Origin of the sequence: Chryseobacterium defluvii (assembly GCF_003634775.1) — a bacterium.
GTDB classification, from domain to species: domain Bacteria; phylum Bacteroidota; class Bacteroidia; order Flavobacteriales; family Weeksellaceae; genus Chryseobacterium; species Chryseobacterium defluvii.
Map to the genome: position 1 here is coordinate 504128 of NZ_RBXB01000002.1, position 14291 is coordinate 518418.

General features: G+C 37.4%; 10 protein-coding genes. 8 read left to right on the forward strand and 2 right to left on the reverse strand.

All coding sequences use genetic code 11. The features are described 5' to 3' along the window. Positions 1-37 precede the first annotated feature (37 nt). Positions 38-1837 carry an ABC transporter ATP-binding protein gene (locus BCF58_RS09065; protein WP_121461475.1) on the reverse strand — a complete coding sequence of 600 codons (1800 nt, stop codon included), beginning with the start codon at positions 1835-1837 and terminating at the stop codon, positions 38-40. A gap of 120 nt (positions 1838-1957) precedes the next feature. On the opposite strand from BCF58_RS09065, the gene BCF58_RS09070 reads away from it, so the two are divergent. Next, positions 1958-2611, forward strand: coding sequence for a CoA transferase subunit B (locus tag BCF58_RS09070; protein WP_121461476.1), 654 nt, complete (start codon positions 1958-1960; stop codon positions 2609-2611). A 59-nt stretch (positions 2612-2670) separates the two neighbouring features. Here the strand turns inward: BCF58_RS09070 and BCF58_RS09075 are convergent, their stop codons facing one another. Then, on the reverse strand, positions 2671-3471 hold the full coding sequence (locus BCF58_RS09075; protein ID WP_121461477.1) for a DUF4197 domain-containing protein: 801 nt from the start codon (positions 3469-3471) through the stop codon (positions 2671-2673). Positions 3472-3577: 106 nt separating this feature from the next. Between BCF58_RS09075 and BCF58_RS09080 the strand changes: the two genes are divergently transcribed. From BCF58_RS09080 to priA, 7 genes are all read left to right on the forward strand, one after another. Continuing rightward, on the forward strand, positions 3578-5839 hold the full coding sequence (locus BCF58_RS09080; protein WP_121461478.1) for a glycoside hydrolase family 20 protein: 2262 nt from the start codon (positions 3578-3580) through the stop codon (positions 5837-5839). 37 nt (positions 5840-5876) lie between these two features. Beyond that, entirely contained in the window at positions 5877-6869 is a 993-nt protein-coding gene (locus tag BCF58_RS09085; protein WP_121461479.1) for an isoaspartyl peptidase/L-asparaginase family protein, read from the forward strand. Between the two features lie 91 nt (positions 6870-6960). Next, positions 6961-7623 carry a copper homeostasis protein CutC gene (locus BCF58_RS09090; protein ID WP_121461480.1) on the forward strand — a complete coding sequence of 221 codons (663 nt, stop codon included), beginning with the start codon at positions 6961-6963 and terminating at the stop codon, positions 7621-7623. A 179-nt stretch (positions 7624-7802) separates the two neighbouring features. After that, positions 7803-8189, forward strand: coding sequence for a GxxExxY protein (locus BCF58_RS09095; protein ID WP_121461481.1), 387 nt, complete (start codon positions 7803-7805; stop codon positions 8187-8189). Beyond that, positions 8182-10668: a beta-mannosidase gene (locus BCF58_RS09100; RefSeq protein ID WP_121461482.1), complete on the forward strand. Its 2487-nt coding sequence runs from the start codon at positions 8182-8184 to the stop codon at positions 10666-10668. The genes BCF58_RS09095 and BCF58_RS09100 overlap by 8 nt, the downstream gene beginning before the upstream one ends. 72 nt (positions 10669-10740) lie before the next feature. Continuing rightward, complete coding sequence (locus BCF58_RS09105; RefSeq protein WP_121461483.1) at positions 10741-11649, forward strand: AEC family transporter; 909 nt, start codon at positions 10741-10743, stop codon at positions 11647-11649. A 138-nt stretch (positions 11650-11787) separates the two neighbouring features. Beyond that, positions 11788-14235 (forward strand): replication restart helicase PriA, encoded by a 2448-nt coding sequence (priA, locus tag BCF58_RS09110; protein ID WP_121461484.1) that lies wholly within the window; start codon positions 11788-11790, stop codon positions 14233-14235. Positions 14236-14291: the final 56 nt, after the last annotated feature.

Here is a 14291-nt window from a genome sequence, read left to right on the forward strand (position 1 = left end):
AAACTACCCCGGATTACTTCGGGGTAATTTTTTTGAATTATACTCCTGCCGTAAGTTTACGTTCTCCGATCTGCTGCCTCCACATAGCATAATACAATCCTTTTTCATCAATAAGATTTAAATGGGAGCCCATTTCTACAATCTGGCCACGTTCCAGTACAAAAATTCTGTCGGCGTGCATTATTGTGCTTAATCGGTGTGCAATAAGAACCGTAATTTGTTCTTTTTCCTTGGAGATCTCTTTTATAGTGGTGGTAATTTCTTCTTCCGTAATACTGTCTAATGCAGAAGTGGCTTCATCAAAAATAAGCAGGTGCGGTTTTCTCAGCAATGCTCTTGCAATGGCTATTCGCTGCTTTTCACCGCCGCTTAACTTCAGTCCGCCTTCACCGATAACGGTATCTATTCCGTTCTCAGCACGTTCTAAAAGGGCAGTACAGCTGGATTTTTTAAGGGCTGACTGTAGATCTTCGTCAGTAGCAGATGGGTTTACAAATAAAAGATTTTCTTTTATAGTACCTGCAAAAAGCTGGGTGTCCTGTGTCACAAAGCCAATCTGGTTTCTCAATTCATCAAAATCGAATTCTTTCCCGTTGATACGATTATAAAAAATATTTCCTTCCAGTGGTCTGTATAATCCGACAAGCAATTTTACCAGCGTGCTTTTCCCGGAGCCGCTAGGTCCCACAAAAGCAATAGTTTCACCGTTTTTCACGTGAAATGAAATGGAATTCAGTGCTTTATAGTGAGCTGTCTGATGTTGAAAAGAAACGTTTTGGAATTCTAGTTCTTCAATGGCTCCGATTCGTTTTGGATTTTCAGGCTTAGGCTCTACCTCTTTTTTCATAACCCGGTCAAAGTTGTTAAGAGATGCCTGAGCTTCACGATAAGAAATAATAATATTCCCGATTTCCTGCATAGGGCCGAAAATAAAGAAGCCATAAAACATCAATGATAAATATTGTCCCGGTGTTACGATATTTTTAAAAATAAGCAACAATAAAGTAAACGTAATGATTTGTTGTAAAAAATTAACCAATGTCCCCTGTACAAAACTCAGGGAACGGATGCTCTTTACTTTTCTGAGTTCCAGATTCAGGATTTTATACGTATTGTTGTTCAAACGTTCCACTTCTTGATGGGTAAGTCCTAAACTTTTTACGATTTCAATATTTCTAAGACTCTCCGTGGTGCTTCCTGCCAGATTGGTAGTTTCTGTAACAATAGTTTTCTGGATGGTCTTTATTCTTTTGCTCAATAAGTTGGTTACTACGGCAATCAGAACAATTCCCACGACATACACCGGCATGATGGACCAGTGCAGGCGGATCGCATATACAGAAACAAAGATGATGCTCACCAGAATTCCAAAAAACACATTGATGAAATTGTTGATAAACTTCACCGTATCCTCACGTACTTTCGTTAAAATAGAAAGTGTTTCACCGCTTCGTTGATCTTCAAATTCCTGGAAAGGCAGTCTCATGGAATGTTTTAGACCGTCGGTGAAAATCTTGGCACCAAATTTTTGAATGATCACATTCACCACATAATCCTGAAATGCTTTTGCAATACGACTTACCATTGCCGTACCGATCAGCAGCCCCAGAAAATAGAATACACCGTGATAAATATCAGTTCCATATAGATATTCATTCAGGTTTCTCGGAAGCAACTTCTCCTTATCAAAAAAATTAGGATGAGTTACCAGCTTATCCAGGATATTTCCGGTAATGGCAGGCGCAAACAATGAAAAAACCTGATTTACAGCCGCTAGGAAAAGTGAAATGATGATGAGCCATTTATAAGGCTTGAGATAATATAATAGAATTTTCATTTATAAAATTAAGTTCACAAATTTACAATAAATTGAGACGCAAAAATTTATCATAGGACAAGAAAGAAAGTATTTCGTAATTCTGAAAAAATGGCTAATTTGGCGGGATAAGATTATGCTATGCTAACTAAAGAACAAATTGCACAAAGAATTTCCAGAGAAGTAAAAGACGGGTATTATGTAAACTTGGGAATCGGAATTCCAACATTGGTTGCGAACTACGTTCCGGACAATCTTTCCGTAGAATTCCAGAGTGAGAACGGGGTTTTGGGAATGGGGCCTTTTCCTTACGAAGGGGAAGAAGATGCAGATATTATCAATGCAGGAAAACAAACGATCACCATATTACCGGGAGGCTCATTCTTTGATTCTGCATTCAGTTTCGGAATGATCCGTAGCCAAAAAGTGGATTTAACGATTCTTGGAGCGATGGAAGTTTCAGAAAATGGTGATATTGCCAACTGGAAAATTCCGGGGAAAATGGTAAAAGGCATGGGAGGTGCAATGGATTTGGTAGCGTCTGCTGAAAATATTATCGTAGCCATGATGCATGTAAACAAGGCAGGGGAGAGTAAAATTCTTAAAAAATGCACCCTTCCCTTAACGGGGGTTAATTGTGTGAAAAGAGTGGTTACTGAATTAGCTGTTCTGGATGTAACACCCGCTGGTTTCAAATTAGTGGAAAGAGCGCCCGGAGTTTCAGTAGAACACATTATACAATCTACAGAAGCAGACTTGATCATCGAAGGAGAAATTCCTGAAATGCAATTCTAATAAATAAAAAAGGCTGTATTCATCACTGAAACAGCCTTTTTTATGTCGTATAAGTTAAATTATTTCGCTCCAAATACTTTTTGTAAAAGGGAAGTGGTTCTTAATGCAGGATTATTACGGATTCCGTTTTCCTTTTCAGCAATCATTTTAAAGACCCCATTGATGGTTTCTGTGGTTACATATTCATTAAGATCGGTTGTTACAGACTGTCCCGTCAATACATTATATTTTGAAATTAAATTTTTCCATACGGTATCAGCGCCTACTTTTCCTAGCGAAGCTTTTACTTTGGGTTGGAAGGCCGTAAATAGCTGACTTTGGGTTTTCGTCTGTAAATAATTTGTTGCCGCATTATTTGATCCCAACAGAATGTTTTTTGCATCGGTAATAGTCATCGAAGTAATGGCATTGGCAAAAATAGGAGCGGATCCCGTTACCGCATCTTCAGCAGCCCTGTTTAATAACTTTACCCCTTGATCGGCAAGGCTCCCTAACCCCACTGCACGAAGTTTGGTGTCAATTACTCTTAATTTTTCGGGCATTAAGATTTTCACCATTTCATTTTTATAAAAACCATCGGTTGTAGCCAGTTTTTTTACACCCTCAGTTACTCCAAGGTTTAAAGCCTCTTTTAATCCTGATGAAATTTGAGTAGAGGTAAGGCTCCCGAGGTTGACAGAGGAATTATTGGCAGTTGCAGTAGAACCTGATGTAGTAGTGGTAGAAGGGGTTGTTTTTACCGGAGTATTAAGATCAATGCCTGTTTTCTCTTTAACAGTAGATTTGATAGCATCTAAAATTTGTGCCTGGGTGGAGATCGAAAATAACAAAAAGGAAACTAAAACAAAATTTTTTTTCATTGTACTATTTTTGCAAAATTAGATATTTTATTATTGAATAAGTTAAAATAGATGAAGAAAATTTTTTAGAAAATAAGTATATTCGCCTAAATCTTAATCTAATACAATGCAGCGTTTTTTTCTTACTCTATTAATTCTGGTTTCACATATGTTTTTTGCTCAATCTAAACTCAATCTAATTCCAAAACCTCAGAAAGTTGAATTTGTAAAAGGGGAATTCACTATCCCTGAAACATTTATATTAAGTGGAGATCTTCCGAAAGCAGAAACAGAGTATTTCAAAAAAAGATTAAGCACCCAGTTGAAATTTCAATATGCTCAAAAAGAGGGAGGAATTCATTTGACGAACTCCATAATTCCAGGTTTACCAAACGATGACGAGCAGAAAAAAGAATATTATTCCTTAGAAATTTCGCCCAAACAAATCCATATAAAATCTTATACCAAGCAAGGATATTTTCTGGCACTTCAGACATTGATTCAGTTGCTTGAAGAACATAAAACAAATAAAAAAATCCCCGCGTTAAAAATCGAAGATCAACCTAAGTTTGCATGGAGAGGAATGCACCTGGATGTTTGCCGCCACTTTTTTACTGTTGATGAAGTAAAGCAATACATAGATTATCTGGCTATGTACAAGATGAATACATTCCACTGGCATCTTACAGATGATCAGGGCTGGAGAATTGAGATCAAAAAATACCCGAAGTTAACACAGCTGGGTTCTAAAAGAAAGGAATCCATGATCGGTGCTTATGTAGATAACAAATTTGATGGAAAACCGTATGGACCATACTTCTACACACAGGAACAAATTAAAGATGTGGTAAAATACGCTCAGGAAAGACATATCACGGTGGTTCCGGAAATTGAAATGCCGGGACACGCTTTGGCTGCACTTACAGCATATCCTGAATTGGCCTGTACAAAAGGGCCTTTTGAACCGGCAACAAAATGGGGCGTTTTTGATGATGTCTTCTGTCCGAAAGATGAAACCTTCACCTTTTTAGAAAATGTTCTGGATGAGGTAATTCAATTGTTCCCGTCACAGTATATTCACATCGGAGGCGATGAGTGCCCGAAAACAAGATGGAAAGAATGCGCTCATTGTCAGGAATTGATTAAAAAGAATAATTTGAAGGATGAACATGGTTTACAGAGCTATTTTATCCAGAGAATCGAAAAATATGTGAACAGTAAAGGGAGAAAAATTATCGGATGGGATGAAATTTTGGAAGGCGGATTGGCTCCCAATGCAGCTGTAATGAGCTGGACAGGCATTAAGGGAGGAATTGAAGCCGCAAAAGCTAACCATTTTGCCGTAATGACACCCGGATCTTATTGCTATTTCGATCATTATCAAGGTGACCCCCAAACAGAACCGAATGCCTTCGGGGGATATACACCATTGGATAAAGTGTATTCGTATAACCCGATTCCGGAGGAGCTTAATGCGGAGCAGGCAAAGTATATTTTAGGAGTTCAGGCGAATTTATGGACAGAATATATTACAGATTTTAAGCAGGTACAATATATGATTTTCCCAAGATTAATGGCTCTTTCAGAAGTTGCATGGGGAACCTCGGATCCGAAAAATTACAAAGAATTTGAAAACAGGGTGATCAGCCAGTTCACAGTTCTGGATAAAATGAAAGTGAATTATGCCAAGAGTATTTACAATGTTTCCGGAAAAGTAATTCCTGATAATAATGGAATTGCATATGAACTTTCTACGTCACAAGATCCAAAAGGAATACGATATACTTTGGACGGAACTGATCCTGCAACAAATTCCTCAGTGTACCAAAATCCCGTTCCGGTTTCAAAATCGTTACTGATCAAATCAGCTTATTTTGAGAATGGACAGTTAAAAAGTGCTGTTTCCTCTCAGGAATTTTCCATTTCCAAAGCAACAGGAAAAAAAATCACTTTAGAGCAGCAACCAAGTGAAAATTACTCTTTTGGAGGAGCTTTTACCCTGGTTGACGGAATTATCGGGAACCAAAAACAACTGGGAAAAACCTGGCTGGGTTTCCAGGGGAAGGATGTCATTGCTACCATTGATTTTGGCCAAAAAACAAACTTTACTGAAGTTTATTTTAATACGCTGGAAAATAAAGGAAGCTGGATTCATCTGGCAAAATCAGCACAGATTTTTGTTTCTGATGACAACAGGAACTTCAAAATGATCAAGGAAATTGGAAAAGAAGACATTCAAAAGGCAAAAGGCAAAATTAAATTAAATGTAGGGAATCAAACTGCAAAATATATAAAAATCAAAATAGAAAATGCTGGAATCATCCCAGCCGGAAATCCCGGAGCAGATTCTAAAGCATGGCTTTTCGTTGACGAAATAAGTGTACTTTAAAACCAGCTACTAATTTCTAACTTCTAATCTCTAACCAATGAATTCAAGAAGAAAATTTCTCAAAAATACAGCATTGGCATCTTCAGCATTATTATTGAATCCTTTGGATTTGATTGCTAAAGATTTGCCGGAAGAAAATAAAGTCATCAATAAGCCCATTGTTCTTTCCACCTGGAATTTCGGGCTAAAAGCCAATGAAGAAGCCTGGACGATTTTAGGTAAAAACGGAAGAGCTTTAGATGCTGTTGAAAAAGGAGTCCGATTGGTTGAATTAGATCCGAACGAACGAAGCGTAGGATATGGCGGGCGTCCCGACAGAGACGGAAGAGTGACATTGGATGCCTGTATTATGGACGAAAATTATAATATCGGTTCCGTTGCCTGCCTGGAAAATATTAAAAATCCGATTTCCGTAGCAAGAGCCGTGATGGAAAAAACGCCACACGTCATGTTAGTTGGAGACGGAGCTTTCCAGTTTGCCATTTCACAGGGCTTTAAAAAAGAAAACCTATTGACTCCCGAGTCCGAAAAAGAATGGAAAGATTGGTTAAAAACCAGTCAGTATAAGCCCATCGTCAATATTGAAAACCATGATACCATTGGAATGATCGCTTTGGATGCACAGGGAAATCTTTCCGGTGCCTGTACAACCAGCGGAATGGCCTTCAAAATGCATGGAAGAGTAGGAGATTCCCCCATTATCGGAGCCGGATTGTTTGTTGATAATGAAGTAGGAGCGGCAACAGCAACCGGTCATGGAGAAGAAGTGATCAGAACTGTGGGAACCCACCTTGTCGTAGAATTAATGAGACAGGGAAGAAATCCGCAACAGGCATGTAAAGAAGCTGTAGAAAGAATTGTAAAAATTGCCCAGAGAAGGAATAAAAACTTAAAAGATATTCAGGTAGGATTTATTGCCTTAAATAAAAAAGGGGAATACGGTTCGTATTGTATTCAGGACGGATTCAACTTTGCGGTACACGATCAGAAAGGAAATAGATTGGAAAAGCCGGAATTTGCCTTAAAATAATTTTAAATATCAATAGAAGCGGGCTTTAGCCCGCTTTCAACATAATATCAATCCATTGGCTTTAGCCAAAACATAAATTATACGATTAAAAATGTCTAAAATAGAAATAGCATGTTTCAACCCTGAATCAGCAATGATTGCGTTTGAAAACGGGGCAGACAGAATAGAATTATGCGACGGGCTTAGTGAAGGAGGAACAACTCCCGGTTTTGAAACTGCCAAAACACTTCGTGAAAAGATCAATATCCCGATTTTTGTGATGATCCGTCCCCGCGGTGGAGATTTCACCTATTCTGAGGCGGAATTTGAACAGATGAAGGAAGAATTGTCCCAATTAAAAACAGTTAATGTAGACGGATTTGTTTTTGGAATTCTGGATGAAAATGATGAGGTAAATGTAGAACAGAATAAAGCTTTAGTTGAATTGGCGAATCCTCTTCCATGTACATTTCACCGTGCTTTCGACAGGGCAAAAGACCTTGAGAATTCTTTGGAAAAAGTAATAGAATGCGGTTTTAAAACAATCCTTACTTCCGGGCAAAAACCCAATGTCTCAGAAGGAAAAGAAAACCTAAAAAAGCTGGTGGAGCTTTCCAACGGGAGAATTGAAATTTTAGTGGGAGGTGGGCTTCGCTCAACCAATATTGAAGAGATCAGGGAATTTACCAACGCAGGATATTTCCATTCTTCTGCCATCACAGACGGAGGTGCTTTTGCTAACCCACAAGAGGTGGCTTCATTGAAAATAAAGTAATTTTTTCTAAACGCAAAGATTGATTTTGAACAGGATTATTTGAAGGAAGCAAAGGATAGCGACAAAGTCGCTAAAGAGGCCCGCTTAATAAAAATCAATTTATTGATTAATTCTTTGCTCACTAAGATTTCGAATACTCTTTAAATCTTTGCGTTAAAAAAAATAAAATATATACACAAATGACTGAAAACGAATTATCCTATAAAATTATAGGGGCTGCATTGGAGGTTCATAGAAATCTGGGAGTCGGTTTATTAGAAAATACTTATGAACAGGCCCTTGCATATGAACTGAAAAGGCAAGGATTTTATGTAAAACAACAAATATATTTACCCTTACAGTATAAAGAAATAAATATTGAAAATGCTTATAGAATTGATTTAATTGTTGAAAATAAAGTTATTGTAGAAATAAAATCAGTATTGGAATTGCATCCTGTTTTTTATTCTCAGGTATTAACTTATTTAAAACTAACAGATATAAAGCTTGGACTTCTTATTAATTTTAACAGCCTTCTTATTAAAGATGGTATTCATAGAATTGTAAACAAAATTATTGATGAATAAAACAATCCTTATTGCTTTTCTTCTTATTCAGAATATCATCTCTGCGCAGCTCACAGAAGATGATTTATCTGTGGGAAAATGGCAGTTTAAAAATGCTAAAGACAACAATTGGCTTCCGGCAAAAGTTCCCGGGACAGTTCATTTGGATCTGATGGATCATAAAATTATTCCTGATCCTTTCAAAGATGAAAATGAAAAGAAAGTACAGTGGGTTGAAAATGAAGACTGGGATTATCAGACCAGCTTTACAGTTTCTTCAAAACAACTGATAGCAACCCAAAATATCGATTTAGTTTTTAACGGATTGGACACATTTTCAGAGGTTTATCTTAATGGTAAATTATTGACGAGGACAAATAATATGTTTAGAAAATGGGTGATTCCCGTTAAACAAGATTTGAAATCAGGGAATAACATTTTACAGGTTAAATTCAAATCCGCAGTGAGTACTGGGAAGGAGTTGGCTAAAAAAGTTCCTTTTACCATGCCGGAATCCCCGAGGAGCTTTGTAAGAAAAGCACAATATCAGTTTGGATGGGATTGGGGACCGAGATTGGTGACAGCAGGAATCTGGAAAGACGTGAAATTGAGTTTCTGGAACACGGCCAAATTGGAAAATGTAAAAGTTGAACAGAAAAAACTGACGAAAGAAAAAGCCGATCTTAATATTCATGCCGAAATTATTGCTGAAAAAGCAGGAAATTATACCATTTCAATTAACAATCAACCATCGAATGTTCAGTTGAAGAAAGGGAAAAATATCATTCAGATCCCTTTTGTAATAGACAATCCCAAATTATGGCAGCCGAACGGTTGGGGAAAACAGGAATTGTACCCTGTCAGAGTTTCCTTACGAAAAAACTCAATACATCTTGCAGATAAAGATTTGAAAATTGGTCTGAGAACAGTGGAATTGATCCAGGAAAAAGATGCAAAAGGAAAATCATTCTATTTTAAAGTAAATGGAAATCCATTGTATATCAAAGGAACGAACTGGATTCCGGGAGACAGCTTTTCACCCAGAATGACTAAAGAGAAGTACCAGTATTTGATCAGACAGGCTAAAGAGGCCAATATGAATATGATCAGAGTCTGGGGTGGCGGAATCTATGAAGACGATGAATTCTATAAAGCCTGTGACGAAAACGGCATTTTGGTTTGGCAGGATTTTATGTTTGCCGGAAGCTTTTATCCCTCAGATGAAGCTTTTTTAAATAACGTGCAACAGGAAGTGAAAGATCAGGTCAACCGTTTACAAAACCATCCGTCGATTGCGTTATGGTGTGGAAACAATGAAGTGGATGAAGCCATCGTAAACTGGGGATATCAGAAGCAATTTAAATATTCAAAAGAAGATTCTTTACAGGTTTGGAAAGATTATAAAAAAGTTTTTCATGAATTAATTCCCAATACCTTACAAGAGAATGTAACCGCAGAAAAAAATATCTATTGGCCAAGCTCACCATCCATCGGGTGGGGGCATAAGGAAAGCTTAACGGAGGGAGATTCTCATTATTGGGGAGTTTGGTGGGGAGAACAGCCCTTTGAAATCTATAATGAAAAAGTAGGACGATTCATGTCCGAATACGGTTTCCAGGGAATGCCCACATTAGAAACTACCAAATCCATGTTTTCCGGAAATCCTGATCTGAACTTACAAAATCCAACCATCAAAGCCCATGAAAAACATTCCAGAGGATGGCAGATTATAGACGAATATATCAAAAGAGATTATCACCTTCCTGCAGATTTTGTAAAATATAATTACGTTTCCCAATTGGTTCAGGCACGGGGAATGCAAATCGCTATTGAAGCCCATCGTCGTGCAAAACCCTATAACATGGGAACTTTATATTGGCAGTTGAATGATTGTTGGCCTGTGGTTTCTTGGTCTTCAATAGATTATCTTGGAAATTGGAAAGCGCTCCACTATCAGGTGAAAAGAAGCTTTGAACAACAGGTGATTTTAACAGAGGAAAAAGACGGTAATTTGAATTTTTACGCTATTAATGATGAATTAAAGAAATTCAATAATATAAGTTTAAGTATTCAAGTGGTTAAATTTAACGGCGAAATCATAAATCAAATTAATGCTAGTCCCGCTGAAAAAGAACTAAATGATATACTGAAGTTCGATCCGGTTGAAGCCAAAAATTTGATAGGAAATTCAGATAGAAATAAAGTGTTTTTAAAATTGTTTTTAAAAGACGAAAAAGGAAATGTGATTACCCAAAACATCCATTTCTTTTCCAAACCTAAAGATTTAAAGCTATCCCAACCGAGTATCCGGATCAAGAAGATCTCTCCGGCAGAAATTGAAATCTCCACCGATGTTCTGGCCAAAGATGTGTATCTGATCGGGGATGTTCATTTCAGTGATAACTTCTTTAATCTGCTTCCTGGTATCTCAAAAAGAATTCAGCTTTCAAAGCCTTTGGAAAAAATAGAGGTAATGAGCCTTTGGGATACTATGCAATAATGATGATTATATTGCTAATGTGAAATAACTGAAAAATCAACCGTAAATTTGTATTATATTTCTTTATAACGTATGGTTAATTTTGTTCTGATTGCAGTATGTATTCTGGCGGGGATGATTTTCAAGGCAACAAAATCCATCCATCCCGATGCTCATAAAGGCATCAATACCTGGATTCTTTATTTGGCGCTACCTGCCGTTTCCTTTAAGTACCTGCCGAAAGTTCATTGGACCAAAGAAATGTTTTTTCCCATTGCGGCTACATTTCTTATAGCGGTTTGTTGTTTCTTTTTTATGATGTTCTACAGCAAAAGCAAAGGATATTCAAGACGGTCGAGAAGCACATTGGAACTCACAAGCGGATACAGCAACACTTCTTTCATAGGATTTCCCCTGATCAGCGCATTTTATGGAGAAAGTTTGTTGAGTATTGCTATCATCTGTGATCAGACTATGTTCTTTGCCCTTTCCACACTGGGGATTATTGCTGCTGTAAAAGGAGGGAGCAAATCAGGAAAAGTTAGCGCAGCGTTTATTTTGAAAAGGTTGATTACTTTTCCACCACTTTTAGGATGTATCGCCGCCTTAATATTATCTCAGTTCATTGATTTTACTGTAGCAGAGCCTTTTTTTGATAAACTGGCGGCAACAGTAAGTCCTTTAGCATTATTCTCTGTCGGCTTACAATTGAAATTCAATGGCTGGAAAAAGCTGATTCCTCAAATGTCTGCTTCCATGCTGTATAAGCTGATTATTGCACCCGCAATTGTCTTAGCTGCAGCTTTATTGTTAGGAATTAAAGGCAATATTGCCAAAATCACCGTTTTTGAAGCAGCGATGCCCACAGTAGTCACTTCCAGCATTATTGCAGAGCAATTCCGGTTGAATACCAAACTGACCAATTTAATCATCGGATTCAGTATTATTGTAGGTTTTCTGACTTCTGCCATTTGGTATAAAGTGCTTGAGTTTATATTCTGAAACATTAATAAATTATTCTCTTTTATCATTCTGAGCGCAGCGAAGAATCTCAAAGTTAATCTTATCCTTTACTTTAGTCTTAACAAAATATTGCAGTTTTCTAAAGAAAAATCTAACTTTACCCTTTAATTATTTCTCTTGCGATACGCCCAGGTTGTTTTACCGCTGAATTTGAAAGGATCTTTTACCTACAAGGTTCCGGAAGAATTAATGCCTGCCATTCAGCCGGGAATGAGAGTTTTGGTGCCGTTTCGCGGAAAGAAAATCTATACGGGAATTGTTGTTGAAATCCATAATGTAGATCCTGAAAACTTTGTTCCCCGTGAGATCATCAGTATCCTGGATGAATTCCCGATTTTGCCCAATGAACAAATCAGCTTCTGGAACTGGCTTTCAGAATATTATCTATGCAATTTGGGAGAAATTTACCGTTTTGCTTTTCCATCCTCTTTAAAATTGGAAAGCGAAACCTATTTGAAGTTAAAACCTAATGTAACCGTTGATTTCGAAAACCTGGATGTGAATGAAATGTATCTCATTCAGGCTTTGGAAGTGAGGCAGCTCATCAACTTAACGGATATTGAAGCGTTTATCCCTAAAAAAGAGATCATCAAAACCATCAGTTCATTGATTGATCTTCAATACATTGAAATTGATGAAAAAATATCCGAAAAATATAAAGCGAAAGAAATTGCCTATGTAAAGATCAATGAAACGTTTTTAAACAATCAGGATCTCACGGAAATTCTTTCAAAATTAAATAAGGCTCCCAAACAGAAAGACCTTTTTCTTCATATTTTAAATCAGCAAACTGAAAATCCAACAGGATTCATCAAAAAATCAACCTTATTTGAAGACGGATATTTTGGAAACTCTCATTTTAAGGCTTTGGTGGATAAAAACCTGGTGGAAGAATATTATCTCCAGAAAGACAGGCTGGAAAGCTATGAAGGGGAAATTGAAGACATTGAAGACCTTTCAGAACCGCAGAAACAAGCCATAAAAGAAATTGACGAGGCTTTTGAAGAAAATAAAAATGTCCTGCTTCATGGCGTAACTTCCTCGGGAAAAACACATATTTACCTTGAGAAAATTGAAGAAATGGTTAACAGCGGGAAAAATGTCTTGTTTTTACTTCCTGAGATCTCCTTAACCAAACAGATCACACAAAGGCTGGAGAAAAAATACGGCAAAAAGCTGGGCTTTTATCATCAGAAACTTACCGATTTCGAACGGGTGGAAGTCTGGAGAAGAATAAAGAACAATGACATTCAGATTTTGATTGGAACAAGGAATTCCTTATTCCTTCCGTTTCAGAATGTAGGTTTGATTGTGGTGGATGAAGAACATGATTCTGCCTATAAACCCAGAGAAGTTTCCCCTTATTTCAATGCCAAAGATGCCGCATTGGTTTTGGCGGGATTTTATGACGCGAATGTGATTGTAGGTTCGGCTACACCTTCTGTGGAAAGCTATTATCTGGCGCAGAAAGGCAAAGTGAAATATGTTTTCCTCAATGAAAGATTCGGGAATGTAAAACTCCCTGAATATGAACTAATCAACTTTAAAGAAGCCCAGGAATCTAAAAAAGCTTCAGGAAATTTTTCTTTACGTTTGCTTGAGGAGATCAGGAAAACCCTTGAAGAGAAAAATCAAACGATGATTCTCCACAACCGCCGTGGTTATGCTAATGTAGTAGAATGTGAAAGCTGCGGATACGTGAATTACTGCTCGAATTGTGATGTGGTAATGACCTATCATAAATCCGCCAACGAAATGAAATGCCATTATTGCGGACAACGAGCATCAAAACCAAGAACTTGTCCCAAATGCCATTCCGAAAACCTTAACGAAAAGGGGGTAGGTGTGGAACAGATCCATGAAGAGCTTGCCAAACTATTTCCGGATAATGAAGTGGATAGAATGGATGTAGATTCCATGCGAAAGAAATTTGCTTATGAAAAGCTGTACGAAAAAATTGAGTCGGGAGAAACGGATATCGTTGTAGGAACTCAAATGATTTCCAAAGGATTGGATTTCGATCATATTGAGCTGGTAGGAATCCCCAAAGCGGATTCTTTATTGTACGTACAGGATTTCAGGGCGGAAGAAAGAGCGTATCAGCTCATCACTCAGGTTTCGGGAAGAGCGGGAAGAGTTTCAGGGAAAGGAAAAATCCTGATTCAAACCTATAATCCGGACCATTCTGTTTTCCAGTTGATTAAAATAAATGATGTAGCTAAAATCTATGACTATTTTTTGAAAGAACGCAGGAAATTCCACTATCCGCCCTACACCAAACTCATCATGATCGAGCTGAAACACCGGCGAGAAGATAAAGTTAACCGTGCGTCGCAATTCTTAGGTTCTGTTTTAAGAAAATATTTGCCTGAAGACTGCATTTTAGGCCCTGAAAGAGCACAAATTGCTAAACTCAACAACCTGTATCAGTTTCAGATACTGCTAAAGCTTCCAAGGGGAAAAAACTATGAGAAATTCAAAAAGTTGGTTTTAACAAGTTTGAATGAATTTGATGATATTACTGCTTATCAAAGCATCAAAAAAGACATTTTTGTGGATTTTTAACAATTTTTAACAAACTTTAGGCTCTTTTATAAGATGCTAATGGTCAGGTTTGTGAC